23 protein-coding genes, 2 tRNA genes, 1 pseudogene and 1 riboswitch are annotated in these 23713 nt (G+C 42.6%); of the genes and pseudogenes, 11 read left to right on the forward strand and 15 right to left on the reverse strand.

Features of this window, described 5'->3' with window-relative positions:
• The 4 genes from V5739_RS08160 (at position 1) to V5739_RS08175 (ending at position 4030) form a co-directional block, all read left to right on the forward strand.
• Entirely contained in the window at positions 1 to 549 is a 549-nt protein-coding gene (locus V5739_RS08160; protein ID WP_423820374.1) for a CopD family protein, read from the forward strand.
• A gap of 84 nt (positions 550 to 633) precedes the next feature.
• Complete coding sequence (locus tag V5739_RS08165; RefSeq protein ID WP_266070862.1) at positions 634 to 2043, forward strand: sensor histidine kinase; 1410 nt, start codon at positions 634 to 636, stop codon at positions 2041 to 2043.
• A 6-nt stretch (positions 2044 to 2049) separates the two neighbouring features.
• Positions 2050 to 2832 carry an enoyl-CoA hydratase/isomerase family protein gene (locus V5739_RS08170; protein WP_423820375.1) on the forward strand — a complete coding sequence of 261 codons (783 nt, stop codon included), beginning with the start codon at positions 2050 to 2052 and terminating at the stop codon, positions 2830 to 2832.
• A 124-nt stretch (positions 2833 to 2956) separates the two neighbouring features.
• A complete protein-coding gene (locus tag V5739_RS08175; RefSeq protein WP_423820457.1) occupies positions 2957 to 4030 on the forward strand; it encodes a PA0069 family radical SAM protein in 1074 nt (357 codons plus the stop codon).
• Here the strand turns inward: V5739_RS08175 and V5739_RS08180 are convergent.
• The 3 genes from V5739_RS08180 to V5739_RS08190 form a co-directional block, all read right to left on the reverse strand.
• Positions 4027 to 4695 (reverse strand): HD domain-containing protein, encoded by a 669-nt coding sequence (locus V5739_RS08180; RefSeq protein ID WP_423820376.1) that lies wholly within the window; start codon positions 4693 to 4695, stop codon positions 4027 to 4029. The two genes, V5739_RS08175 and V5739_RS08180, sit on opposite strands and share 4 nt — an antisense overlap.
• A 21-nt stretch (positions 4696 to 4716) precedes the next feature.
• The gene (locus V5739_RS08185; protein WP_423820377.1) at positions 4717 to 5457 is read right to left on the reverse strand and encodes a lysophospholipid acyltransferase family protein; all 741 of its coding nucleotides are present in this window, start codon (positions 5455 to 5457) and stop codon (positions 4717 to 4719) included.
• 171 nt (positions 5458 to 5628) lie between these two features.
• Complete coding sequence (locus V5739_RS08190) at positions 5629 to 6039, reverse strand: BrxA/BrxB family bacilliredoxin (protein WP_423820378.1); 411 nt, start codon at positions 6037 to 6039, stop codon at positions 5629 to 5631.
• 147 nt (positions 6040 to 6186) lie between these two features.
• Between V5739_RS08190 and V5739_RS08195 the strand changes: the two genes are divergently transcribed.
• The 3 genes from V5739_RS08195 (at position 6187) to V5739_RS08205 (ending at position 8555) form a co-directional block, all read left to right on the forward strand.
• Positions 6187 to 6912, forward strand: a complete 726-nt coding sequence (locus V5739_RS08195) for a TerB family tellurite resistance protein (protein ID WP_423820379.1) — start codon at positions 6187 to 6189, stop codon at positions 6910 to 6912.
• 162 nt (positions 6913 to 7074) lie between these two features.
• Positions 7075 to 7734 carry a metal-dependent transcriptional regulator gene (locus V5739_RS08200; protein WP_423820458.1) on the forward strand — a complete coding sequence of 220 codons (660 nt, stop codon included), beginning with the start codon at positions 7075 to 7077 and terminating at the stop codon, positions 7732 to 7734.
• Complete coding sequence (locus V5739_RS08205; protein WP_266070835.1) at positions 7734 to 8555, forward strand: ZIP family metal transporter; 822 nt, start codon at positions 7734 to 7736, stop codon at positions 8553 to 8555. Before V5739_RS08200 ends, V5739_RS08205 begins: the two co-directional genes overlap by 1 nt.
• Positions 8556 to 8809: 254 nt before the next feature.
• Here the strand turns inward: V5739_RS08205 and V5739_RS08210 are convergent, their stop codons facing one another.
• The 4 genes from V5739_RS08210 to V5739_RS08225 form a co-directional block, all read right to left on the reverse strand.
• Positions 8810 to 8962: a hypothetical protein gene (locus V5739_RS08210; protein ID WP_266070834.1), complete on the reverse strand. Its 153-nt coding sequence runs from the start codon at positions 8960 to 8962 to the stop codon at positions 8810 to 8812.
• A gap of 4 nt (positions 8963 to 8966) precedes the next feature.
• Positions 8967 to 11066 (reverse strand): ferrous iron transport protein B, encoded by a 2100-nt coding sequence (feoB, locus tag V5739_RS08215; protein ID WP_423820380.1) that lies wholly within the window; start codon positions 11064 to 11066, stop codon positions 8967 to 8969.
• Positions 11067 to 11068: 2 nt separating this feature from the next.
• Positions 11069 to 11299, reverse strand: coding sequence for a FeoA family protein (locus V5739_RS08220; RefSeq protein ID WP_265165116.1), 231 nt, complete (start codon positions 11297 to 11299; stop codon positions 11069 to 11071).
• A gap of 95 nt (positions 11300 to 11394) precedes the next feature.
• Positions 11395 to 12081: an SCO family protein gene (locus V5739_RS08225; protein WP_423820381.1), complete on the reverse strand. Its 687-nt coding sequence runs from the start codon at positions 12079 to 12081 to the stop codon at positions 11395 to 11397.
• 153 nt (positions 12082 to 12234) lie between these two features.
• On the opposite strand from V5739_RS08225, the gene rseP reads away from it, so the two are divergent.
• Both rseP and V5739_RS08235 read left to right on the forward strand, forming a co-directional pair.
• Positions 12235 to 13602: an RIP metalloprotease RseP gene (gene rseP, locus V5739_RS08230; protein ID WP_423820382.1), complete on the forward strand. Its 1368-nt coding sequence runs from the start codon at positions 12235 to 12237 to the stop codon at positions 13600 to 13602.
• A gap of 112 nt (positions 13603 to 13714) precedes the next feature.
• Positions 13715 to 15175 carry a bifunctional metallophosphatase/5'-nucleotidase gene (locus V5739_RS08235; protein ID WP_423820383.1) on the forward strand — a complete coding sequence of 487 codons (1461 nt, stop codon included), beginning with the start codon at positions 13715 to 13717 and terminating at the stop codon, positions 15173 to 15175.
• 24 nt (positions 15176 to 15199) lie between these two features.
• On the opposite strand, the gene V5739_RS08240 is transcribed toward V5739_RS08235, so the two are convergent.
• A complete protein-coding gene (locus tag V5739_RS08240; RefSeq protein WP_266070829.1) occupies positions 15200 to 15568 on the reverse strand; it encodes a DMT family protein in 369 nt (122 codons plus the stop codon).
• Between the two features lie 160 nt (positions 15569 to 15728).
• Here V5739_RS08240 and V5739_RS08245 point away from each other — a divergent pair.
• Together V5739_RS08245 and V5739_RS08250 are read left to right on the forward strand one after the other, a co-directional pair.
• Positions 15729 to 15802, forward strand: a tRNA-Asn gene (locus V5739_RS08245).
• Positions 15803 to 15940: 138 nt separating this feature from the next.
• Positions 15941 to 16014: transfer RNA gene (locus tag V5739_RS08250), tRNA-Asn, on the forward strand.
• A gap of 226 nt (positions 16015 to 16240) precedes the next feature.
• Here V5739_RS08250 and V5739_RS08255 read toward each other — a convergent pair.
• From V5739_RS08255 to V5739_RS08285, 7 genes and pseudogenes are all read right to left on the reverse strand, one after another.
• Positions 16241 to 16930, reverse strand: a complete 690-nt coding sequence (locus tag V5739_RS08255) for a hypothetical protein (RefSeq protein WP_423820385.1) — start codon at positions 16928 to 16930, stop codon at positions 16241 to 16243.
• A 35-nt stretch (positions 16931 to 16965) separates the two neighbouring features.
• Positions 16966 to 17367 (reverse strand): annotated as a pseudogene (locus V5739_RS08260) (YbjQ family protein).
• Between the two features lie 213 nt (positions 17368 to 17580).
• Entirely contained in the window at positions 17581 to 17811 is a 231-nt protein-coding gene (locus V5739_RS08265; protein ID WP_423820386.1) for a DUF6371 domain-containing protein, read from the reverse strand.
• A gap of 163 nt (positions 17812 to 17974) precedes the next feature.
• On the reverse strand, positions 17975 to 19330 hold the full coding sequence (locus V5739_RS08270; protein ID WP_423820387.1) for a Na+/H+ antiporter NhaC family protein: 1356 nt from the start codon (positions 19328 to 19330) through the stop codon (positions 17975 to 17977).
• A 43-nt stretch (positions 19331 to 19373) separates the two neighbouring features.
• Positions 19374 to 19467: riboswitch (SAM-I-IV-variant riboswitch) on the reverse strand.
• A gap of 197 nt (positions 19468 to 19664) precedes the next feature.
• Positions 19665 to 20621: a glycerophosphodiester phosphodiesterase family protein gene (locus tag V5739_RS08275; protein ID WP_423820388.1), complete on the reverse strand. Its 957-nt coding sequence runs from the start codon at positions 20619 to 20621 to the stop codon at positions 19665 to 19667.
• Between the two features lie 64 nt (positions 20622 to 20685).
• On the reverse strand, positions 20686 to 22257 hold the full coding sequence (locus V5739_RS08280) for a calcineurin-like phosphoesterase C-terminal domain-containing protein (RefSeq protein ID WP_423820389.1): 1572 nt from the start codon (positions 22255 to 22257) through the stop codon (positions 20686 to 20688).
• Positions 22258 to 22273: 16 nt separating this feature from the next.
• A complete protein-coding gene (locus tag V5739_RS08285) occupies positions 22274 to 23707 on the reverse strand; it encodes a SusD/RagB family nutrient-binding outer membrane lipoprotein (protein ID WP_423820459.1) in 1434 nt (477 codons plus the stop codon).
• Positions 23708 to 23713: the final 6 nt, after the last annotated feature.

Raw genomic sequence — 23713 nt, forward strand, 5'->3', positions numbered from 1 at the left:
TTGGAATACTACAATTACATCAAGTCGCTGCACCTCATTTTTGTGATCACCTGGTTCGCCGGACTTTTTTATATTCCGAGGTTGTTTATTTACCACATCGAAGCCCTTGATAAGCCCGAACCTGAAAAGAGCATTTTAAGCGATCAATTAAAGATCATGACCAAAAGGTTATGGTATATCATCACCTGGCCCTCGGCTGTACTCGCTACTTTGTTTGCAGCATGGCTGCTTATCCTGGTGCCAGACTGGCTTCAAATGCCCTGGATGCACGTAAAACTTACATTTGTGTTGCTCCTTTTTGCCTATCATGGCAAAAGCCATCATATCTTTAAGCAACTGCAAAGCGATAAAGCTACCTGGACTTCCAACCAAATGAGGCTCTGGAATGAAGGATCAACTCTTATCCTGTTTGCGGTAGTATTTCTTGTTATTCTTAAAGATGCGTTTAACTGGATCTTTGGCTTAATAGGCATCTTTTTACTTGCTGCAATGTTAATGCTGGGAGTGAAAATTTATAAACGCATACGCACAAGAAACGAAGGGCATTAGAACGGTTCAATTATTGTTGCGTATTTTGGCATTTTAAAACCATCTTTTTTGAAGTTTTCTTTAAGAACCCGAATATTCCTGTCTATGATTGTGCTGGTGCTGCTGGCGTCAATCCTTATTGGAGGAATAACTGTGCTGCAGTACAAGCAGGAAGCCCAGGATTATCATAAGGAAAGGCTTGAGCGCAAAGAAGAGGCAATAAGGGAGCACATCAAGTTCGTGGTAGAGAGTACTACCTATGAAGTTAGTGAAGAAAATCTCTACCTTATTTTAAAGGAACGGGACAAGATCCATGAGATTTCCCAGGTGCACAATATGCCTATTAATATTTACAGTCTTGAGGGAGATCTCATCTTAAAATCAAACCAGTCTTTTTTCCCCGATACCACCGATCTTCGGCTGAGCAACAGTGTACTTGAACAGCTGGAATCGTCCTCGAGAAAGAGGATCATTCGGCAGACAGTCAAAAATGACAAAAGGTTTCAGTCTTCTTACACCTATATTACCGATAATAAATTCAGGCCCCTGGCCATTCTCAACCTGCCGTATCTCGAAGATGATTACTTCATCACCCGCGACCTTAGAAACTTTCTTGTAAAGCTTACCGAGGTGTACTTGTTTATGCTGGTACTGGCCATTTTACTGGCTTACTTCCTCTCAAAATACATTACGCGCAGTTTAAAAACAGTTTCGGAAAGGATACATCAAACCCGGCTCGACAAGAAGAACCAAAAGATCGAGATTGGCAATGTAAGTGAAGAGATCTATACGCTCGTGGCGGCATATAATTCGATGATCGACGAGCTGGAGGAAAGTGCAGCCAAACTGGCTACCAGCGAGCGCGAGCAGGCCTGGCGAGAGATGGCAAAGCAGGTGGCACACGAGATCAAGAATCCGCTTACCCCCATGCGTTTAAGCGTGCAAAGCTTCCAGAGAAAATTTGATCCCAACGATCCGCAAATGCAGCAAAAGGTAGACGAGTTCAGCGATACCTTGATCACGCAAATTGATACCATGAGCTCCATTGCTTCGGCCTTTTCAAATTTTGCCAAGATGCCGGCGCAGCAAAATGAGACCCTTAATGTTCCAAAAATAGTAAAACTGGCACTCGATATTTTCAATGAAGATTACATCCTTTTTTCTTCGGAAAAAGAAGAAATAGTGGCCAAGTTTGATCGTACTCAGCTTATTCGGGTAGTCACAAACCTTGTGAAAAATGCGGTGCAGGCTGTAGAAAAAGAGGAACATCCGGCGGTACTGGTAACGGTAACCCAGGAAGAAGACCGTGCCTGCCTTATAGTGTCCGATAATGGCGTGGGAATTTCCGAAGAGAACAAAGAGAAGGTCTTTGAGCCCAAGTTCACCACCAAATCCAGCGGAATGGGCCTGGGCCTTGCCATGGTGAAAAATATTGTTGAAAGTTGCGGCGGAAGCATTGAGTTTTCGTCCAAATTAAATAAAGGCACTATCTTTAAGGTGCATTTTCCAAAATAGATAAATATGAATTTTGAAAATATCCTGTTCGAAGAGAACAACAACATTGGTTACATCACCATTAACCGCCCAAAAAAGTTAAACGCCCTTAACAAAGCGACCATAGAGGAGCTTAACGAGGCTTTTGAATCGGCCAGGGAAGACCACGATATTAAAGTGATCATTCTCTCCGGAAGCGGCGAAAAGGCTTTTGTTGCCGGTGCCGATATTAGTGAATTTGCTGAATTTTCCCAAAAAGAAGGTCGGCGTCTCGCGGCTGAAGGTCAGGAGAAATTATTTGATGTGGTTGCCAATTTTCCAAAGCCGGTGATCGCTGCAATAAACGGATTTGCCCTTGGCGGCGGCCTCGAACTCGCCATGGCAGCACATTTTAGGATTGCCAGCGACAACGCAAAAATGGGATTACCTGAAGTTTCACTGGGAGTGATCCCTGGTTATGGAGGTACGCAAAGATTGCCGCAGCTGGTGGGCAAAGGCAGGGCGATGGAAATGATTATGACAGCAGGGATGATAGATGCGCAACAGGCACTGGATTACCAGCTCGTAAACCACGTTACCACGCCCGAAGATCTCATTCCGCTTGCTGAAAAAATTGCAGGAAAGATCATGAACAATTCTATGGTGGCAATTTCGGCAGCTATACGGGCTGTAAATGCCAATTATGAAGTGGGAGTTAATGGATTTGAAGTGGAAATTGATGGCTTCGGAAGCTCTTTTGGAACCGAAGATTTCAAGGAAGGAACTTCAGCATTCTTAAAGAAAAGAAAGGCTAATTTTCCCGGAAAATAATTTAGATATCAGATTTTAAATATAAGATTTGAGAAAAGGCTTCGGGACTCATCCGGAGCTTTTTTGTTTTAATTAACTTTGGAATTTATCCTTTTATTTGGAAAAAATCCTATTTTTGACCCTTATGCAAGGGAGTGATTTTATCAAGGGAAGAGGAGCGCAGCATCAGGTAAAGAACAGGTTTGATGCGCTTTCGTATGAAGTTCGCAATGATTTTTTAAACTACTGTGCGGCAGAAGGAGAAGAGGCAACTTCTTCAAAAACCTCTTTTATTGATACTTTTCCCAAGACCATAGTAAATAAAGTGACCAGCCCCGATGTGGGTATGGAATATTCCCTAAACCCATACCAGGGCTGCGAACACGGGTGTGTATACTGCTATGCGCGAAATTCTCACGAGTATTGGGGGTATGGGGCGGGCCTTGATTTTGAAAAGAAGATCTTGGTCAAGAGGAATGCGGTGGAGCTTTTAGAGCAAAAATTGCGCAGTAAAAGCTGGAAAGCGGCTCCCATTGTGCTTTCGGGAAACACAGACTGCTACCAACCTGTAGAACGCAAACTGGAGATTACCCGAAAATTGTTACAGGTTTTCCTTAAGTACAAGCATCCGGTTGGCATCATAACTAAGAATGCTTTAATTCAGCGGGATGTGGAGCTTCTGGCAGAACTTGCAAAGGACAACCTTGTTCGGGTGAATCTTTCCATCACCTCCCTGGATGAACGTACGCGGCAACTCCTGGAGCCCCGTACCGCAAGTATTAAGAAAAGACTTCAAACCATTGAAGTGATGAAATCGCATGGGATTCCGGTAAGCGTGATGATGGCTCCTATAATTCCATCTATAAACAGTCATGAGATCCTGCCCCTGGTGAAAGAGATTTCAGAAAGAGGAGCCTACGGAGTGGGATATACGGTGGTACGACTGAATGGGGCTATTGGAGAGGTATTTTCGGAATGGATTAGAAAGGCCATGCCGGGAAAGGCAGAAAAAGTGCTACATCAAATTGCAGAATGCCACGGCGGAAATCTCAACGACAGCCGCTTTGGAACCCGAATGAAGGGCGATGGAAACATAGCCAACCAGGTGGCGCAGCAATTTGCTATTGCCCGAAAGCTTTACCTTAAAGACAGGGAGCGTCCGGTTTTAAATTGTGATTTGCACGAGCAGTATAAAGATGGCCAGATGAAGCTGTTCTAAAAATGCCATTTTTGAGAGGGTAGTCCCCATTCTTTATAGAATTGCTCAAGAAACCTGACCATAAAATCATGACGTTCTTCGGCTAATTTTTTTCCCGTCTTGGTATTCATCCTGTCTTTAAGCAAGAAAAGTTTTTCGTAGAAATGATTTATTGTTGGGGCTGAAGAAGCTTTGTACTCCTCTTTAGTCATATTGAGATTCGGTTTTACATCGGGATCAAAGATGGGCCGGCCCTTGTGGCCGCCATAATTAAAGGTGCGGGCAATTCCAATGGCACCAAGAGCGTCAAGGCGATCGGCATCCTGTACTACATCAAGTTCGGGGGAGCGAAATTCCTGTGCTTCATTACCTCCTTTAAAGGAGATATATTTGATGATGTTCTCTACATGAAGAATATCCTCTTCGGGCACCTTTTGTTCCTGCAAGAACTGCCTCGCTATTTTGGGGCCTATAGTTTCATCGCCGTTGTGGAACTTGGAATCGGCAATGTCGTGAAGTAGGGCTCCAAGAGCTACGATAAACTCATTTACTTCTTCGGAAGCGGCAATGATTTCGGCATTTTTGAATACCCGTTCAATATGGAACCAGTCGTGGCCGCCTTCAGCATTTTTCAAATTTTTCTTAACGAAATCAACAGTATTGGCAATGATCTGGTCTTTATTCATAAGGTGTTAAAAATGGCATTTTTAGATGATGTCGGCGGTAATGCTGCGTTCCACCTGGGCAACAAGGGCATCGGGAGTATCTGATTTTGCTGAAACCGGTTCGTGAACCTTAAGCTTGAGGTGAACGCCTATGCCCATGGGAAAGCTTCCGTAGCGAAACAATTTCCAGCTGTTGTTGATGGTAATGGGTACAATAACGGCTTCAGGCATCTTCTTGATGAGCAGCTGCAAGCCCTGAACAGCAAATTTTTTGGGAGCCCCGGTGCGGCTGCGGGTTCCTTCAGGAAAAATAACTGCCGATCTATTATTCTCGTTGAGGTAATCGGCAAATTTGCTCATTTTCACTAAAGCCTCGCGGCCATTTTTTCGGTCTATGAGAAGGTTTCCGCCGTGACGAAGGTTATAGGAGATACTCGGAATTCCCCTGCCCAATTCTTTTTTGCTCACAAACTTGGGATGATGTTTCCTAAAATGCCAGATGATAGGCGGAATATCGTACATACCCTGGTGGTTTGCCACAAAGATACACGGCCTATCTGTAGGCAGGTTATATTCATTCTCTATGCTGAAGCGGGTGCCAAGAACATTGAGGCAGCGCAGCAAAAAGAAATTAAAGATGTCAACGCTCTTTTTGTGGGGCTTATATCCTCCCAGGTTAAAACATAACCATTGAATGAGGTGGAATACCAGCAGGTTGAGAAAAAAGAAGGTGTAAAAAACTACCGACAGCGGGTAGGAAAGGATCTTTTTGAAAGTTTTCATTTTCACTTGCTTGCAAAGGCTGCAATTTCTGCATTTAATTCCTGCCGTGCAAAACAGAATTCAGGCAGCATGGATTATTTCAGGATATTTGTTGTACTTCAGATAATGGCACAAAAAAACCTGTCAAAAATGTCATTTTTGACAGGTTGTACTTTCAGTAGCTAACAGTTCTTAGCAGAACTCGTTGTAAGCTTCAGTAAGATTATCAGCGATAAGTTCGGCAGGGCGACCTTCAATGTGATGGCGCTCCAACATGTGCACCAATTCGCCATCTTTAAACAAAGCCATAGAAGGTGAAGATGGAGGGAACGGTACCATATAATCGCGGGCCTTTTCTGTAGCTTCACGGTCTACTCCTGCAAAAACAGTGACCAAATTGTCTGGTCTCTTGCTGTTTTGCAGGCTTATTCTTGCTGCAGGACGGGCATTTGCCGCCGCGCAACCGCAAACAGAATTCACCACCACCAGGGTAGTACCTTTTCTTGCAATTGCCTCATCAACCTGCTCTACTGTATGTAATTCTTCAAACCCAACACTGGTGAGATCCTCACGCATTGGCTTAACTAATTCGGGTGGATACATATATCAATTTTTTTTCGTTAAAACTAAAGACACAAAGATACCAAATAAAAGTAAGAGCATAAATTTTCGAAAGTTAAAGCCTCGCAAGCTGCTCTGCTAAAAGAAAGAAGTTGTAAAATGTTATCTTTGCAGCCCAAAAGTACCCTAATGATCAAATGGTTTGCCGCTTTTGTCGGTTTTATGTTTTATGGTATTCGTGGAGCCATCCTCGGATTTATTATAGGAAGCCTTATAGATGCTCTTACCAACCGCAAAGGCGGATTCACAATTTCGAATGAAGAGGAACGGGTGACCCCCGGAGATTTTGAACTCCATCTCTTAACCCTGTCGGCTATTGTAATCAAGGCTGACGGGCAGGTGAGCCAGAAAGAGATGGATTATGTGCGCAATTACTTTGTCCAGGCCTACGGAAAGGATCGTGCAAATGCTGTTTTTAGAACTTTTAACGAGGTTGTAAAAGATCGAGAACTCGACGAGAGGCGAATTTCTGCATTTTTAGCAGCCCGTACCCAGTATGCCGCCCGCTTACAAATAGTTCACTTTTTGTTTAGCATAGCCAACGCCGATGGCAATGTGAGCCAGGCAGAAGCCGGGAAAATAAGGCAGATTTCCGGGCATTTGAGAATTGGGGCGAAAGATTTTGAGAGTCTTTATGCCATGTTCTTCAAGACTACCGATAATGCATACAAAATTCTGGAGATCGATAAATCGGCTACCGATGCCGAGGTGAAAAAGGCCTTTAGAACAATGGCCAAGAAATATCACCCCGACAAGATTCAGCATATGGATGAAGCCTACATCAAGGGCGCCGAAGAAAAATTCCGAAAGGTGCAGGAAGCATACGAGCAAATACAGAAGGAAAGAGGTTTTTAAATATTTACTGAAGCAGCCTGTTTCCTATTTTTAATCCCACAAAAATAGTTCTGGGGTTCGTTGGGCAATTATCTGGTATCATAAACAATTTTTAGGTAAGCCTAAAAATTGTTTATGATGAATAAAAAATGTAGTTTTAATACACGAAAAAACATCGCTTTTATGTTTAGTCTTTCTGAAGAGAACTATTTAAAAACCATTTTTCATCTCGAAAAAATTTACCCTGGCGGGGTGAGTACTAACGCATTGGCCGGGGATATGGAGACAAAAGCTTCTTCGGTCACCGATATGCTGAAGAAACTCTCTGAGAAGAAACTGGTGAAATACCGAAAGTACCAGGGGGTGCAACTGAGCGATAAGGGTCACAAGGCAGCCGTTGAAGTGATTCGGAAACACCGGCTCTGGGAGGTTTTCCTGGTGGAGAAACTAAACTTCAGCTGGGATGAGGTACACGATATTGCTGAACAGCTTGAACACATCAAATCTGAAAAACTTACTCAAGAACTCGATAAATTCCTGGAATTTCCGAAGAGAGATCCACATGGCGACCCTATTCCAGATGCCGAAGGTAACTTCAGAATTGCCAATAAGGTGCTGTTAGCCGACCTTGAGGAAGGAGAATCGGGTATATGTGTGGGCGTAAAAGATTCCTCTACCGAATTCCTTCAATACCTTGATAAAAATAATATTGCTCTTGGCAAATCGGTCACAGTTGTACACCGGGAAGCTTATGATGAGTCCCTGTTTATTAAGATCAATGATGAAGACCTGCATGTTTCTAAGAGCATTTCAAACAATTTATTTGTAAAACCTGTGGAGTAATGGATGAAATAATTGCATATTTTGAAACTTTAGATCCAGTAATGGCTGCTTTCTTGGCCACTTTATTCACCTGGGGTCTCACTGCGCTGGGGGCCTCTTTTGTGTTTTTCTTTAAGACAATGAATCGTGCGCTTTTTGATGGAATGTTGGGTTTTACAGGTGGAGTAATGGTAGCGGCAAGTTTTTGGAGCCTTCTTGCACCGGGAATTGAGATGAGTAAAGGCGAAGGCTTTGAAAAAGTAGTCCCCGCAGTGGTAGGTTTTGGGCTGGGAGCGCTATTCATTTTTGGTATGGACAAGGTGCTGCCCCACCTGCATGTCAACTTTAGAATGGCCGATAAGGAAGGCGTGAAAACCCCGTGGCACAAATCTGTACTGCTTACCCTGGCAATAACCCTGCACAACATTCCTGAAGGTCTTGCTATAGGGGTGCTATTTGGTGGCGCTGCAATGGGGCTTGAAGGAGCCAGCATAGGTGGTGCGGTAGCTTTGGCAGTGGGCATTGGATTGCAGAATTTCCCTGAAGGTTTTGCTGTGGCCACGCCGCTAAGAGGGCAGGGCATGAGCCGTTGGAAGAGCTGGAATTACGGCCAGCTTTCGGCTATTGTTGAGCCTGTGGCAGCAGTGCTGGGAGCCTGGGCAGTGATGACCTTTGAACCAATTTTGCCTTACGCCCTTTGTTTTGCAGCCGGAGCTATGATCTTTGTAGTGGTGGAAGAAGTTATACCCGAATCTCAACAGGACCGGTACACCGATATTGCTACCCTGGGGTTTATTGGCGGATTTATGGTGATGATGACCCTTGACGTCGGCTTGAGCTAAAATTCTGATTCTGTCATTCGTCTTTTTGATTAACAGGCAAAATTATAGAGGTACCTGCATCTTACTCTGAGGTTCAAATCTTACGGGCAATTACAGAGCTGGTGGATAACATGAAGAAGATGTAATGATATGGGGCAGCAAGCTCGTGCCATTAATAAAAGCTTTGGAAAAACAGGTCCTTCAGCTGAAACTACTACAGAGATTTTCCTTTAGATCTATTGTCTCAGGTAGCCTGCCACACTTTTGTAAATCGATTAGTGACAGCTTCCGCAGCCGGTGCCACAGGCTTTATCAGCCTTTTTCTTGCCGCCAAAAATGAATTTCGGTTTGTATACAAATTTGGTGAACATGTAGCCAACAGCTATTGTGAAGGTGATAAAGACGAGTATTTCCTGTAGTAATTCCATAGTCTTATTTTAAAATCTGAAAGGCCAGCAAGGCTGCAACATAGGCTATTACAGTCATAGACACCAGCTGTAGCACAGGCCATTTCCAGGTGTTGGTTTCCCTTTTTACAATTGCCAGTGTACTCATACACTGCATGGCAAAGGCGTAGAATAACAGCAAACTCACACCGCTGGCAAAGGTGAAGAGCGGGCCTCCCAGGATGTGGTTGGTTTCTGATGCCATTCTGGACTTAATCGTTTCTTCCTCATCACTGCCCACGCTGTAAATTGTGGCGAGAGTTCCTACAAAAACTTCTCTTGCCGCGAAAGAACTAACAATAGCTATACCAATTTTCCAGTCGTATCCTAAAGGAGCAACCGCCGGTTCAATAGCTTTTCCAATGTTTCCAATGTATGAGTGCTGAAGTTTATATGAGGCGACTAATTTGTCAATCTCTTCTTCGGGCAGGTAGGTTTCACTGTATTTGGTTTCAACAATCTCTCTTGCATTGCTGAATTTATCTCCCGGGCCATAACTCGCGAGTACCCACAAGATAATAGAAATAGCAAGGATGATCTTTCCGGCGCCTAACACAAAAGCTTTTGTTTTTTCCACCACATTAATTCCCACGTTCTTTAACAATGGCAATTTGTAGTTGGGCATTTCAATAACGAAGTAAGACTTGCTTTTTATTTTGAGGAGCTTGTGCAGTATCCAGGCCGACCCTATGGCCATTCCAAATCCGAGGAGGTATAGGAGCATAAGGGTTAACCCCTGCAGGTTGAATCCCATAAATGATTCATCGGGAATTACAAGGGCAATGATAATGAGGTAAACCGGCAGCCTGGCCGAACAGGTTGTAAATGGCACAACAAGAATGGTGATAAGCCTTTCTTTCCAGTCTTCAATATTCCGGGAGGCCATTACTGCAGGAATCGCGCAGGCAGTTCCCGAAACCAGCGGCACAACACTTTTTCCACTAAGCCCAAAGCGGCGCATGGTCCTGTCCATTAGAAAGACTACCCTGCTCATGTATCCGCTTTCTTCCAAAATGGAAATAAACAAAAACAGGAATGCGATTTGAGGAATGAAAATAACGATACCGCCAAGTCCGGGAATAATCCCTTCGGCTATAAGATCGGTAAACGGTCCCGGCGGCATTGCCGTTCTTGTTACTTCACTCAGCTTCGCAAAGGTCGCATCAATAAAATCCATTGGGTAGCTCGACCAGTCGTAAATCGCCTGGAAGATCAATAAGAGAATGGCAAAGAAGATCACATAACCCCAAACCTTGTGGGTTAAGACCCTGTCCATTTGCGCGCGCAGTCCTTTGGCAGCATTAACATCCACGGTCATCCCCTTTTTCAGGACGTTGTTGATGAACTGGTAGCGCAGTATAGTTTCCTTTTGCTGCATCCTCTTAAGCGTGCTTGCGTCTTTGGTAACGAAATCTTCTCTTAGAGGGGCGCTGTTCCTGTTTACATTTCCGAAGTTGACATCCTGTGTAATTACCAGCCAAAGTTTGTACAGCGACTGGTTAGGGAATGTACATTGTAACCTGTCAAAATACTCGGGGTCCATCCTGGATGCGTTGAGACAGGGTTCTGTAGAAATATGCCGGTAATTGATAATGTGCTCTTTCAGCTCATCTATTCCGGTGCGTTTTCTTGCACTTACAAGAACTATTTTGGTCTTTAATTCTTTTTCAAGTAAAGGAATGTCCAGTGAAATTCCTTTGCGCTTCATCCTGTCGGCCATGTTGATGACCAGGATGGTTGGAATTTCCAGATCCTTGATCTGCGTGAAAAGCAGCAGGTTCCTTTTTAAATTCTCAACATCGCTTACCACCACTGCAACATCGGGATAATCTTTATCATTTTTGTTGAGCAGCAGTTCAATCACCACATTTTCATCTAGTGAGGATGCGTTAAGACTATAGGTGCCGGGAAGATCAAGGATATGCGCTTTTACATTGCGGGATAGCTTGCTTACGCCTTCCTTCTTCTCTACGGTGATGCCGGGATAATTTCCTACCTGCTGGTTAAGGCCGGTAAGCTGATTAAATACTGATGTTTTCCCTGTATTAGGATTGCCAATTAATGCAACATTCAATTGTTTGGCCATGACTACGGAAGAATTTCTATTTCGATGTGCATGGCGGTCTCTTTACGTATCGCCAGGTGACTGCCGTTTATGTTAAGATAAAGCGGATCCCGAAACGGGGCTGTTTGTACAAGAAGAACTTCATTTCCCGGAAGGCAACCCATTTCCAGAAGTTTTAGCGGAATTAATTCGGCTGAAATTTCCTTGATGATGCCTCGCTGGCCACGCTTAAGATCGGCGATAGTGGTGATCAATGTTTATTTAGATTGATTTTAAACAAGACAAAAATAAGGCAAAATCTACTATTAGAAAAACTTGCATCCACAAAAGATTTTTAAATGCTGTTTTCCTAATCAGATTCCGCTTCTTTGTACTCATTTTTCAGCACCTCCACATCGTGCATAAGGTCTTCAATCGCAGTGGGGTTTGTTCCGTCATAAAAGCCTCTAATCCTCTTTTCTTTATCTACCAGCACAAAATTTTCGGTGTGAATCATGTCAAAAGGGCCGCCGTCACCAGTGCTTTTTGCTGCCAGGTAAGATTTTCTGGCCAGGTCGTAAATTTCTTTTTTATCGCCGGTCACGAGATTCCATTTTTCATCTATCACGCCTTTTTCATCGGCATACGTTCTAAGTACCGGCACGCTGTCATAATTAGGGATCACCGTGTGCGAAAGAAGAAGCACATCTTCATCATTTTTCAACCTTTCCTGTATCTGCAGCATATGGTCTGTCATGATAGGGCAAATCGTTTGGCAGGTGGTGAAGAAGAAATCGGCTATATAGATCTTGTCTTTGTAAAAATCCTGCGTAATAGTGTCCCCGTTTTGGTTGTACAGCTTAAAATCCTGGATGGTGTGATATTTTCGTACTTCCTGCATGGTAGAATCTACCAGTTCGTTGTTTACCATACTTGGCTGGTACACGGGTAATCTTTCTGTGGGTTTCAGAATGTTGTAAATGATAGTGATGATTATCGCCGACAGTACAAAAAGAAAGATTGCAAAGAATTTGTATTTCGCAAAAAAGCTAAGCATAGCATAATTTTGAGTGCAAAATTACAATTCTAAAATGGCATTTTTGAACCCTAACCTTCATAAAATGAACTCCTGCTAAACCACCTGAACTTTAAACTTTTGTGAGAACCTTTAAAAGGTTACTTTTGTGCGATTTTAATTTTGCCAGAAAATATGGACCCTTTTTTTATAAAAGCATTACAATTAATACTCAGTTTATCGCTGCTCATCGTTCTGCATGAGCTTGGACATTTTATCCCGGCCAAAATGTTTGGGATAAAAGTTGAAAAATTCTTCCTGTTCTTTGATGTCAAATTTGCCATTTTAAAAAAGAAAATCGGCGATACCGTGTACGGTATTGGATGGCTTCCGCTGGGAGGTTATGTGAAAATTGCCGGGATGATAGATGAGAGCATGGACAAGGAGCAAATGGCCCAACCGCCAAAGCCCTGGGAATTCCGAAGTAAACCGGCATGGCAGCGGCTAATTGTTATGGTTGGTGGGGTTACTGTCAATGTGGTCCTTGGTTTCTTTATCTATATGATGGTGGTATTCACCTGGGGTAGCCCTTACATAGCGCCCGAAGATATGCCCAATGGCTTTGCTGTAGATGATACTTTTAAAGAATTCGGTTTCCAGGATGGCGACCGCGTGCTGCAGGTAAATGGAGAAGACCTGAAGAATAGTATTGATATCAATAAATACCTCTTTTTGAGGGATGTTCAAAGCATTAGCGTTCTACACCAGAACGGGCAGGAAGAAACCATTTCGGTTCCCGAAGACATAGGTTCTCAAATGTTCGAGCAGGGCGTGATGCAGCCATTCGTTCCTATGACCATCCCGGTGCTAGACACGGTAATTGAAGGTAGCCCTGCAGATAAGGCCGGTCTTAAAAAAGGTGACCGGATTATTGCTATTAATGATTTTGAAGTTGGCTACTGGCATGAAGTGACCCGGCAAATTGAAGCCAGCAAGGGAAAAGAGCTAAGAATAGTTTATAGCCGCAATGGTGAATACGCAAGTATGGAAGTAGACGGCCAGACTGCGGGTAACATAGACGGGCAACAACAAAGTATAGCGATCACGCCCGATGAAGAAGGAAAAATTGGGGTTGCACCCGGTTCTTCAATCGAGGTGAGCAGAGAACATTACTCCTTTACCGAAAGTATATCTAAAGGTTTTGACCTTGCTTACTGGACGCTGCACGATTATGTGGCCCAGTTCAAGTACGTGTTCACCAAAAAAGGAGCCACCCAGGTAGGAGGTTTTGGCGCCATTGGCGGCCTGTTTCCCGATGCATGGAACTGGCAGGCCTTCTGGATGACCACAGCCTTTATTTCTATCATCCTCGCGTTTATGAACATTTTGCCTATCCCGGCACTGGATGGTGGCCACGTGGTTTTCCTGATGTATGAAATGATCACCGGGAGAAAACCTAACGAAAAATTTATGGAATACGCACAGCTAGTCGGTTTTGTCATTTTAATTGCCCTGGTCTTGTTTGCCAACGGGAATGACATCTATCGCTGGTTATTCGAATAAATTTAGCTAATAATTTTTATGAGAGGCTGTCTCAAAAGTTCTATGATCGTCACGCAGTAATGTGTAAAGCGGTCGGCAGATTTTTGAGGCAGCCTTTTCAAGTTTATCCTTTATGAAAACACCTTTATTTTCTTTTACTTCGGAATACCTTCGGAAAATGGCATTTTTGGCAGGTATTTTTGTGGTTCTTTCCTGCTCTTCAGATGATTCTGCTAATTCAGAAAATCCTGTGCCGCCTGAAGTAGAGCCCGAAGCCGAAAGCATCGTGATCTACACCATCAATGACCCCCACGGAAAGATCCAGAACTTCGGACGGATAAAAGCCATCATCGATAAAGAAAAAGAAACAGAATCGCAGGTGTTCTTTGTTTCGGGAGGCGATATTTTCTCAGGAAATCCTGTGGTAGATTACCACCCCGAAAAAGGATCTCCCATTGTAGACCTTATGGGCAAAGCGGGGATGGACGTCACTGCGCTGGGTAACCACGAGTTTGATTACGGGCAGGAAGTGCTTCAAAAGAGAATGCTCGAAGCCGGTTTCCCTTTTCTTTGTGCCAATATTGAAAGCAGTGATTCAGGTTTTACACTTCCGCAGGGAAAAGTGATCCTTGAAAAAGATGGTTTTGAGATCGCATTTATAAGTGTGGTAGAAACTTCTTCGGCCGATAATAAACCGCTATCTCATCCGAAGAAATTGAAGGGACTGGAGTTTACTGAAGGTGTAGATGCCATGCAGGCATATCACAATGATTCCGAAGTAATGTCTGCCGATCTTGTGGTGGCGCTTACCCACTACGGTAGAGGCGGTGACAGGATGATTTTGGAGCAGCATGATTTTGTTGACCTGTTATTGGGGGGCCACAATCATGCGGTTTACAATGAGCAGGTAAAGGGGAGGTACATGGTGCAATCGGGTTCAGACCTTGAGCTGCTTACCAAATTGAACCTTAGCGTGAAAAATGGCGAGGTGACTTCATATACTTATGAGCTTATCGATCTCAATAAGGTAACTGAAACCGATGCTGCGATGGAAGAGTTGATCGCCTCATACAATAACAGGCCCGAATTCTTTGAAGAATTAGGCACCTCCCTGCAAGATCACGACAGGAATGAAACCGCCTGCTTCTATACTGATGCCTTACGCGCTATCACCGGCGCCGATGTGGTTTTTCAGAATTATGGGGGGATAAGGGCCGGCCTTGATTACGGTAGCATTACCCCTTTTGATTTGTACACTATTGATCCTTTTCAAAACGGGCTGGATTCGTTCAAAATGACGGTAGGGCAGCTGGAGGGTTTCCTTAATGCATCTTATGCACCTTCTTTGGCGTATTCAGGGATAGTGATGGAATACAGGAATGGAAGGGTAGAGCTTGTCGCCGCCGATGGCAACCTGCTTCCTGATGCTTCGGAAATTACCGTGGCCATGAATGACTATTTGTCTAATGTTTACCAGGAAGATTTTCAACAGCCCACCAGCACGTATGAAAAGACTACTGCGGAATATCTTATCGATTACCTGAAGCAGTACCAGTCTGAAATCAACTACGGCGACTGTAACCGCGGAATCTAGAGGTGTCAAAAATGGCATTTTTGGCTATCCTTTAAAAATGAAATATACAGCCAGGATCAGGAAGATAAACCCTATAAGATGGTTGCTGCTGAAGGTTTCATTTTTGAAGAAGATCACCGAAAAGACCACAAATACCACAAGAGTGATGACTTCCTGAAGCACTTTTAACTGAACAAGGGAAAAAGGGCCGCCGGTACCGCTGAAGCCAATACGGTTTGCCGGTACCTGGAAGCAGTATTCAAAAAAGGCGATGCCCCAGCTAATAACAATGAGCCCAAAAAGCCCCCATTTGGCCACACCTTTCCATTCTCCAAACTTTAAATGCCCGTACCAGGCAAGAGTCATAAAAGCGTTGGACAGGACCAGTAAAAGGATGGTAGTAAGTGATTTCATATTTAAAGTTTAGCAGCGCCAAAATTATTTAAAAAGCGAAGACTTTCCCGAATTTAACACGGGAGAAAAAACTGTGATGCACCACTTAATTTTTTCGCACTTTGTTTAGGGAAATAGATTTTTTAAATTATATTTGCAACCGCAAAAATGGTTGCGACAGTCCTCCTTAGCTCAGTTGGTTAGAGCATCTGACTGTTAATCAGAGGGTCCTTGGTTCGAGCCCAAGAGGAGGAGCAAAGTTAGTGAAGTGTGAATTTTCTTTGGGCGAGAAGTTTATCCCGAGCCCCGATAGCTATCGGGATCGAGGGAAGCCCAAGAGGAGGAGCAAAAAGCATCAGAAAGCTTTTTTAAAAATTCTGGACATATTGTAATTCCTCCTTAGCTCAGTTGGTTAGAGCATCTGACTGTTAATCAGAGGGTCCTTGGTTCGAGCCCAAGAGGAGGAGCTTCTAAAATGCCATCTTTTCGATGGCATTTTTTTATGGATTTGGTTTTTGGGCGAGAAGCCTGTCCCGAGCGTAACCGAGAGGTGAAGTCGAGGGGAGCCCAAGAGGAGCAAAACAAAGCCCCACATTTTTGATGTGGGGCTTTGTTGATTTTCTATGGTATCAGGTTTATGTACTTTATTCAAAGTTTTCCTCCGTTTCCTTAAATTTTTGAAGCGATAGGTTTTTAATGTTTTTCTTCCATCCCCAAAGCTTCTTTAATTAAAGAAATTTTATAATTTATAAGATCTACTGCATCTTTCGGTTTTGGTTCTCCGTCTGTAAATCCATAAATGTCATGATGACATCGGGTGCAATAAGTTACATCCATGTCGTTTGCCTTACCGCAATCACATTCCCAAACCTCCTTTTCTTTAGAAGAAAGGAGTTGTTTTTTGGTGCTGTGAGTGCCTCTTTCAGGGAAAACTGTATTAACTAATTGGCATAATTCCTCATAACTTTTAATGTCCTCCTCGGTATAATAAGGACGATCCAAAGTACTCAAAATCATTCCCCTTTTTCTAACGCTCAAGCTCTCATCTTGAAGCAGGTTTTTTGTTTGTTTGAAGTCAAGGAGCAACTGCTCTTTAATTAAATTATTTAGATAATTCTCGATTTCTCTTGAAGGCTCTTTGTTTTTTAAAGTATCATAGATAAGGTTAACCTGGTCTTCAGGATCTAAGCTACTTAAAAAGGTAGTAGTATTATTTTTAAATGTAGCTACTGTTTCTGAGGTGTAGCTGTCCACATGGCTGAGCAGGGTCTGAAGTTTACTGATTATAAACGGGAAAAATTCTTTCACCTTGTTTTGAATAATGAACTCCCAAACATCCTGAGTAAATTCTAATTGATTGTCTCTTGCCTTTTCCTCCAACACCTTCAACTGCCGTAGAAATCTTATTTGATCATTATCTACTCTATCCGAAAGATTCGAAAAATTTTCTTTTGATAATTGGACTGGATATTTTCACTGGTCTTGATAATTACCGCAGTTCCTATTGCCGTAATCATAAACATGGATTTTCCACCGCCAGAAACTTCGTCAATATCAATCTTTAAACCCACTACACCATTTGCCCCTATACGCTTTGCCTCTTGTTTAATTCGCTCTATAGCTTCAGAATAGATGGAAGATAATTACTTCTTATAACTCCCTGAGCGTCCTCCAAAGATATCAGACATTCCAGCGAAGAAGTCACTAAATAAATTTGTTCCAGCGACCACATGTGCTGTAACGGGTTGTAAATGTTTTACAATTTTACCCTCGGAAGGACTATCTGTTGTGATAACCAATACTTCTCTCTTAGAAATCATAAGTGTTATTTTTTAAGATTTTTCAGAAAGCTGTAGGGTAACTTCTGATGATTTTAAAACTACAAAAAAATAGGTAATTGTGGGATCGTTCTAATTCTGAAACATAAGCAACATTGTTAAACAAGTGCTGAATTTTTTTAGTCCCAGATTTATATATTATAAGTGATAATTTGAATTTTTTAAAGAGCTGCATTTTATACATTTCCTGCATTTTCAATGTAAGCTGGATATATAATAATCCACCAAATCAGCACCAGGTTTCAACGGTAATCCCTCAAGAATATCCCTGACTTCTACTTTTAAGCCACTTTTTTTCAATAAGTCAACTTTGCTTCTCCAATCCTCATATTCTCTCTTATCCGGATATAGAATTATTTTTCGCCTTGCCAACGGCTCCAGTAGTCGAGTTTTGATATTTTGCTTGCTTCCGGTTGCCAACCACATTCTCAATCAATTCAGTCAACTCACTTCCCAAAAATGCCATTTTTGACACCTCTTTCAGAAGAAAAAATCTCTACATAGAATGCCATTTTTGGCACCCTAGTGCTCATGATGGCAGGTGCCGGGGATAGATTCATGCGGAGGCTTTTTTTATTAGCTTCAACGCTTATGCAGCCTTCTTAAACAGAGAACGCCGAACGTTGACCAAGGGGTGAGGATTCTTAGAAACTTTTGATCTAAAAAGTCCACTAAAATATATGATCGTTCCCAGCAGCAGGAACCAGATATACCATGCATTTCCAACAAGCTCGAAGTAGTTCATATCCTTGGCACCATAGCTTAAAAGCAAAAGTACCTGGGCTCCGTAAGGTAACACTCCCTGAACAACGCATGCAAAAATGTCGAGAACAGAAGCTACCTTCTTTTTGCTCAACTTCATTTTATCCTTCATCTCTTTCGCAATTGGTCCGGTAACAAGGATGGAGACAGTGTTATTTGCAATTGCCATATTGGTCGCGCCAACCAGACCACCTATGCCCAGGTATGCATATCTTTTGTTGGTCCGTTTTGAAATTAAATGAGAGATGTAATCCAGTCCACCTGCTTTTGTTACCATGGCAGCAAGCCCTCCAGTAAGGAGCGACAGTAAGAAAATCTCTGTCATACCTTCAAAACCCTCATAGCTTAATTGTGCAAATTCTAACAAGTTAAAATCCTGGTTGTAGATCCCAATAACTCCAGCCGAGAAAATCCCCGTTACTAAAACGGCGAATACATTAAATCCCATAATGGCGAGGGAGATAACCAGGAGATATGGAATGATCTTTACTGGATCTACTTCTGAACTTGCAAAAACAGTATCACCTGCATCGAGAAGAAAACCCTGGTAAATCAATACGGCAGCTGCCAGCACTGCAGCGGGAAATGCGATCCTCAAGTTCTGTTTAAACTTGTCTTTCATTTTACATTCCAAAGACTGTGTAGCTGCAATAGTGGTATCTGAGATAAATGAAAGGTTATCCCCAAACATGGCTCCACCCAAAAGTGAAGCACTCAGGATAGAAAGAGAGGCACCGGTCTTTTCTGCAAAACTCACAACTATTGCTGCGAGGGCAACAATCGCTCCCACAGAGGTTCCTGTGGAAAAAGATAAAAAAGCGCTGATCACAAAAATACCCACGTACAAAAATGGTAGAGAGATGTAATTCAAACCTAAATCCACTATGGCATCTACACTTCCCGTAGCTTTACTCACTACAGTAAAGGCACCGGCCAAAAGATAGATCACACACATCGTCATGATCTTCTCATCCCCACATCCCTTTAAAAAAGTAGAGATCTTGACATCTATGGAATCTTTGAACAGGCAGAACGCCAGGATCACCCCAAGACTAACTGCAACGGGCGACGGCAACGCATAAAAATCATTGAGATAAATACCTGCCCCAAGGAATGTAAATACGAAAAGTAACAAGGGTAAAAGTGCAATAAAACTCCCTTTGGAGGACGACAACTGGCTCATAGTATATTTGTTATTGATCAGAAGGAGAAAAGAAGCGATGCAGAGGAGTAACGTTTTTTCCAAAGAATGGCTTATCTTTTTAGCACCTTGCTCGTTATGCAGGTTGCTATCTCTTTCTGAGATTCTTGATAATTTCGGCAAATATAGTAACTCCTTTTGTTTTACAAAAGACAAAATTCATGGCTGGCAAAACAACTGGAAAAACTAAAATGTACCGCAGGTGGAAGCTAATTCAAAACCTGCTGTTTAGCAGGTTTTTGTATTTACTAATGGGCTAAGAGCCTCTGCCGAGGAGCCACTTTTAAGGGCGGAGTAGAATATTTTTCAAACCTGATTATTTAGAAGCCTCCCCATTAAGGGAAGAGGTTGTTTTCTTGATTTCCAGTACCCTTTCAGGATAATCTGTAATTATCCCATCTACTTTCAGGTCGATCATTCTTTGAATGTCTCTTTGTTCATTTACCGTCCACGGGATTAGTTTCATCTCTAAAGATCTCACGGAATGAACGAATTGTTCGTCTTTGACCAGGCGAAAGTTAGGGCTGTAGATTTCAGGTTTAAATCTTAAAAGGGAGAGATTTTCCTCAATTCCTCCGTTAGAAACCAGGTAGGCGACTTCAATTTCAGGATAGTTTTCATGCATAAGATTTAGGATCTTTGGATCAAAAGACTGGATGTTGATTCTGTCCTCTATCTCTTTTTCTTTGATGACCTTCATTACAAGAGCCACAAATTCTTCCGGTTGAGGTTGAAAAATTCCGTATTCGGATTCGACCGATTTTAATTCGATATTATACTTGACCGGCGGTATTTCTTCAGTAGCAATAAAAGCTTCTACACGGTCGATCATTTCCGAAAGCAAAGGCTTATAAGTGTTCATTTTTTCCTGGTTTGGAAAAAGAGAATTACCACGGGCGCCTGCATTAAACTGCTTCACGCTGTCATATGTCATTTCAAAGATATTGTATGAGCGCTCGTTTGCCTTACTTATGGAGTCTCCTGTAGGGGTGCTAACGTATAAAGAGGACATATACGGTTCATGGGAAACGACCACCTTTTTATCTTTGGAGATCACCACATCCAGTTCAAGTACATCAACCCCTTTTTTAACTGCGCTTATAAAAGCCGGGATGCTGTTTTCAGGAAAATTGCCACGGTCTCCGCGATGCCCCTGTACCTGTATGGAGGAGGAAGGAGTTGTTTCCATTTCTTTTTGGTCTTCGTTATTGGATTTACAGGAAATTAGCCCTGCAAAAGATAAACAAATGAAGGCTATTTTGAATTTGATCATTTTGAAATTTAATAAGAAAGCCTGCTTGAGCAAAGTTGCTCCAGCAGGCTAATAATTGATTATTTTATTTTGGTTCTTCCAACCTGTAACTACCGGTTGCAGTATAGCTTTTCCGAAACATGTCTGTAGCTTTTATCTCAATGGTATGAACTCCTGTCGCCAGGTTCGTTGGAATATTACCCCGCCATAAGTGATTGCTTTTTACAGGGTTGGATGATCTCCTACCCGGCATTAGCTCTTCTATTGTATCCCATTCATAAACCAGCTTCACATAAGAAGGGTCTGGCTCCTCTATGTAAGTCATTTCTTTCCATTCGCCATCATCAATTCTGTAAAGAACCTCATCTCCTTCTGTTCCCATAAAGAAATTGGCGAAAATCCCTGCCCTGGTTCTTCCGCCTTTTGCCACCACTTTGGGAGCAAAAACCTGGATCTGGAAGTTCTTGGGTTTTCTGGCAGCCTTGTAGTCTATGTCATATTCATTTCCTTTGAAGTTGATGAATGCGTAACCTTTTGGAGTTCCGTCGCGCATGGTAGAAACCGGGATTCCATTTTCATCAAGTTTCCCCGAATACCAGTCGCCGGAGGTGGTACCTACATTGTAATGATGATGAGGTTTTTCCTGAAGCCAGCCTTCTTCCTTTCCAAAGAAATCCTGCTTTTGAATGTGAGTATGAGCTGAGAGAGATAAAGTATTTGGATAATCCTGAAGTAACTCAAAAAGCCTGTCCCTGTCCTCATCTCTAAAATTATCCCCGTCGGGTTCGCTTAATGGAATATGAAACGCTAAAACTACTAAATGATCTTTTGGAACATATCGCAGATCGTTTTCCACGAACTGCAGTTGATCATCCCTAAAGCCGCCCCAGTAACTTTTCCCGTCTCGGGGATCGGGGTAAAGCACATCATCCAAAACAATGAAATGTACCTTTCCGTAGTTAAAGGCATAATTGGCAGGACCAAAATGAGCTTCAAAGGTTTCATCGGCCAGTTCATCTGTTTCTGCATCAAAATTGAGGTCGTGATTACCCAATAAATTATACCACGGAATTCCAATGCTCTTTACCGCCTGGATATATGGATTAAACAAATCGAGATCGTCGCCCACCAAATCGCCTAAACTTAGTCCAAAAGGCACATTTTTGATCCCTTCTACTTCAGAAACAATTCCCCTTGCAAAATATTCAACCTCTTCCCTGGTATAAGGCTGCGGATCTCCAAAAATAAGTGCAGTGAATTCTTCCTTTTGTTCGGAAGGAATTAATGCGAAATCAATTGATTTTGGAAGTTTACCGGTAGGGGCAACTCCGGCAAACTTTGTTTCAGGAGAACCTTTAGGTTTATGGATGTAGAAGAACTGAGGCAAATTATCTTCATTTCTCCCCACACTGTACCCTGAGGGTTTTATAACTGAAATGATATTATCCTGCCCTACGGGTAGTTTATATTTTCCGGAAGCATCTGTCAGGACCACTTCCTGTCCATTGGTTACCGCCACCTGAGGAATTCCATTTTCTCTTCTGTCTTTTTTGCCATTTTTGTTATTGTCTTCAAAAACGTATCCTTTGGCAGTGACTTGTGCTGAGAGTCCTATGGTAAAAACCAAAGCGCCAGCAGCTAAGATGATTTTTTTCATTTTCAATTTTTGGATTTTAGTTGTCCCACCACACTTTGGTGTTTATATTGTCACTGCCTCCTAACATTTCAACTGCTTCCCTGTAGTTTTCCGGATTCTCGACAGGAAGATCTGAGGGATAATACATTCTGGAAGGCATCTCCCCATTATTAAACATCGCATCTGTTTTTGGCAGCTTAGGATATCCCGTTCTGCGATATTCAAACCATTGCTGGTAATCTGTAAAATACAGGGCGTAGTATTTTTGAAGTATAATTCTTTCGAGAGTATCGTTATAAGCTGCTTCCTCATTATCGAAGTAATTATCCGGTAAATCGGCACCTAATTGCTCCATGGCTGCTTTCACCCCATTTTGGTAATGCTCTTCGGCATTCTCTATAAAGCCTCTCTGGGCGAGTTCGGCTTTAATAAATTCCACTTCAGCATAGGTTAGGATAAAAATGTCCATAGGTTCTACTACCTGTTCTATATTAAAAGTGGAAGCCTCATATTGAAACTGGGAATCATTTCCTTCGTAAGCACTTGGAATTCCCTGGTATCCTATGGCGTTTCCATCAAGATCACGGGCAATAGTAGCAATGATGGGTCTCCTGGGGTCATCCCACGAATTGAGGTTGTCCAGAAAGAACTCTGTTACCTTTGTGCTAAGCCTGAAATCCTGCGGTCTACTCCAGGGGGATTCATTAGGGGTCACTCCGGTGACTTCCAATATTGCCGATTCCCCGGTTGCTTCAAAAACAGGATACAGAGAAGGATCCTGAACCATTGCTGTCATCTTTTCAAAAGCACCTGTCTCCTGCCGGTTTGAGCTTCTAAGCAGTAATCGTAAATGTAGGGAATTGGTGAATTTTTGCCATTTCTCCAGATCATTCTGGAAAAGGATGTCTTCAGCATAGATCATTGGAACCTCCAAATCATATAACTCATTAGCCTTTTCTAAATCGGCTAAAATAGTTTCATAGATGAATTCCTGGGTGTCAAATGCCGGGTAAAGGATTCCTGCTTCCCCTGCAGATGCCTCGGTCATTGGTACGGGTCCAAATAAATCGGTTAAATTGGAGTAAACCCACGCATTTAAAGTAAGAGCAATAGCTTCATAATTTACATCCCCCGCTTTTTCGGCAGCAGTTCGCATCTCTTTTATGTTCTGTAGCCATTTGTAGTAATTGTTCCAGGAAGAGTTTCCTATTCCCTGGCTTACGTCATAACGGTGCAAACCTCCCGAGGCACTCGGGAAAGGCAGTGACACCTGCATTAAATCAAAAGTAATGGCATTACTCCTGTTCGCATTATGTGTCGCAAGGCCGTAAATGATTGGATTTAATAAAGTTCCCGGACTTATTTCTGCAATCCGGTTTGGATCTTCATTCAATTCCTGAAAATCGTTTGTACAGGCAAAGTTTAATAGGAAAACAGTTAAACCAACCGTAATTATATATATCTTTTTCATCATGCT

This window comes from Salinimicrobium sp. TIG7-5_MAKvit, assembly GCF_049569215.1.
Classification (GTDB): domain Bacteria; phylum Bacteroidota; class Bacteroidia; order Flavobacteriales; family Flavobacteriaceae; genus Salinimicrobium; species Salinimicrobium profundisediminis.

Excerpts from the sequence above, each read along its gene's own strand:
- V5739_RS08165 (WP_266070862.1), top strand. The coding sequence starts at position 634 with ATGATTGTGCTGGTGCTGCTGGCGTCAATCCTTATTGGAGGAATAACT.
- V5739_RS08170 (WP_423820375.1), top strand. The coding sequence starts at position 2,050 with ATGAATTTTGAAAATATCCTGTTCGAAGAGAACAACAACATTGGTTAC.
- V5739_RS08175 (WP_423820457.1), top strand. The coding sequence starts at position 2,957 with ATGCAAGGGAGTGATTTTATCAAGGGAAGAGGAGCGCAGCATCAGGTA.
- V5739_RS08180 (WP_423820376.1), bottom strand. The coding sequence starts at position 4,695 with ATGAATAAAGACCAGATCATTGCCAATACTGTTGATTTCGTTAAGAAA.
- V5739_RS08185 (WP_423820377.1), bottom strand. The coding sequence starts at position 5,457 with ATGAAAACTTTCAAAAAGATCCTTTCCTACCCGCTGTCGGTAGTTTTT.
- V5739_RS08190 (WP_423820378.1), bottom strand. The coding sequence starts at position 6,039 with ATGTATCCACCCGAATTAGTTAAGCCAATGCGTGAGGATCTCACCAGT.
- V5739_RS08195 (WP_423820379.1), top strand. The coding sequence starts at position 6,187 with ATGATCAAATGGTTTGCCGCTTTTGTCGGTTTTATGTTTTATGGTATT.
- V5739_RS08200 (WP_423820458.1), top strand. The coding sequence starts at position 7,075 with ATGTTTAGTCTTTCTGAAGAGAACTATTTAAAAACCATTTTTCATCTC.
- V5739_RS08205 (WP_266070835.1), top strand. The coding sequence starts at position 7,734 with ATGGATGAAATAATTGCATATTTTGAAACTTTAGATCCAGTAATGGCT.
- V5739_RS08210 (WP_266070834.1), bottom strand. The coding sequence starts at position 8,962 with ATGGAATTACTACAGGAAATACTCGTCTTTATCACCTTCACAATAGCT.
- feoB (WP_423820380.1), bottom strand. The coding sequence starts at position 11,066 with ATGGCCAAACAATTGAATGTTGCATTAATTGGCAATCCTAATACAGGG.
- V5739_RS08225 (WP_423820381.1), bottom strand. The coding sequence starts at position 12,081 with ATGCTTAGCTTTTTTGCGAAATACAAATTCTTTGCAATCTTTCTTTTT.
- rseP (WP_423820382.1), top strand. The coding sequence starts at position 12,235 with ATGGACCCTTTTTTTATAAAAGCATTACAATTAATACTCAGTTTATCG.
- V5739_RS08235 (WP_423820383.1), top strand. The coding sequence starts at position 13,715 with ATGAAAACACCTTTATTTTCTTTTACTTCGGAATACCTTCGGAAAATG.
- V5739_RS08240 (WP_266070829.1), bottom strand. The coding sequence starts at position 15,568 with ATGAAATCACTTACTACCATCCTTTTACTGGTCCTGTCCAACGCTTTT.
- V5739_RS08265 (WP_423820386.1), bottom strand. The coding sequence starts at position 17,811 with ATGTGGTTGGCAACCGGAAGCAAGCAAAATATCAAAACTCGACTACTG.
- V5739_RS08270 (WP_423820387.1), bottom strand. The coding sequence starts at position 19,330 with ATGAGCCAGTTGTCGTCCTCCAAAGGGAGTTTTATTGCACTTTTACCC.
- V5739_RS08275 (WP_423820388.1), bottom strand. The coding sequence starts at position 20,621 with ATGATCAAATTCAAAATAGCCTTCATTTGTTTATCTTTTGCAGGGCTA.
- V5739_RS08280 (WP_423820389.1), bottom strand. The coding sequence starts at position 22,257 with ATGAAAAAAATCATCTTAGCTGCTGGCGCTTTGGTTTTTACCATAGGA.
- V5739_RS08285 (WP_423820459.1), bottom strand. The coding sequence starts at position 23,707 with ATGAAAAAGATATATATAATTACGGTTGGTTTAACTGTTTTCCTATTA.